Source organism: Caulobacter sp. P1_B12_2 (genome assembly GCF_056406675.1).
On sequence record NZ_JBFTZS010000762.1, the window covers coordinates 1 to 1147 of the forward strand.

The 1147-nt window shown below is 66.9% G+C and carries 2 protein-coding genes; both read right to left on the reverse strand.

What is annotated here, in order from left to right; translation table 11 throughout:
• The coding region (locus AC1DZ6_RS25570; RefSeq protein WP_477099887.1) for a DUF4167 domain-containing protein at positions 1-480 on the reverse strand (480 nt) is incomplete at its 3' end.
• A 296-nt stretch (positions 481-776) separates the two neighbouring features.
• On the reverse strand, positions 777-1147 hold a 371-nt coding region (locus AC1DZ6_RS25575), incomplete at its 5' end, for a HemK/PrmC family methyltransferase (protein ID WP_477099888.1).

Here is a 1147-nt window from a genome sequence, read left to right on the forward strand (position 1 = left end):
TTGCCCATCCCGGGGCCGGTCGTCGCGGGGACGGTTCTCGAACCGGTCGCGGCGCTGTTCGCCGCCCTGGCCTTCGCCGCCCTCGCCGTCGGCCGGAGCCTCGGTCTGGGTGGTTTCCTGGACTTCGGGCTGCTCTTCCGGCTCGGCTTCGAAATCGATCTCGTAAGCCGAATAGGCGTCCTTGCCGATGATGTCGCTGACCGGACGATTCGGCTGGATGGCGCGCAGGACGCGGAAATAGTGCTCGGCGTGCTGCAGGTAGTTCTCGGCCAGAACCCGGTCGCCGGACGACGTCGCGTCGCGCGCCAGCTGCTGGTACTTTTCGTAAACGCCCTGGGCCGCGCCGCGCACCTTCACGCCCTCGGGACCGTTCGAATCGAAGGCCCGGTTGGCGTTGTGCTGCTGAGGCTTGCCGCCGCTACCCGTGCCGCCGCGATTGTTGCGGCCGCGCTGGCGCTTCATGCCCTTGAAATCTCTCATGGTCTCTTCTGAACCTGTCCGGCGGCGGTCTGCGCGTCCGGTGTTTGGCCTCTGGAGCGGGGTGGAACCCTGTTAGGTTCTGCCTTCGATGTTCTAGAGACGTTGGTTTCCGTAGAGCCTCCGCCCGGTTCGGGCGCGGCGATCAGCCGGATCGGCCGTTCGCGCCTGCCGGGGGAGCCTCGCGGTCATCTAGACGACCGCTTTTCCCGTCACCCGGCGCTTTGGAAGGAGACATTACTCGTCTACCGCCTCAAGCCAGGGTTTCCAAGGAGTTTTTCAGCCCGGGACTTTGGCGGCTATTTCGTACCGGTGACAACGCGGTCGTTGACGGACAGATCCTTGATCGTCCGCACGTTCTTGGCGCCGGCCTGCTTGAACAGCGTCTCGACCGCCTCGGACTGGTCGTAGCCGATCTCGACGGCGAACATCGCGCCGGGCTTGAGCACCCGCAGGATCTCGCCGGCCAGGAAGCGGTAGGCGTCCAGGCCGTCGGGGCCGCCGTCCAGGGCCAGGCGCGGCTCGTGGTCGCGGACCTCGGGTTCCAGGGTCTCGATCACGTGGGTGGCGATGTAGGGCGGGTTGGAGACCACCAGGTCGAAGCTGTCGTCGCCCAGGCCGTTGGTCCAGTCGCCGCGCATCAGGGCCACCCGCCCGGCCAGGTCCAGGT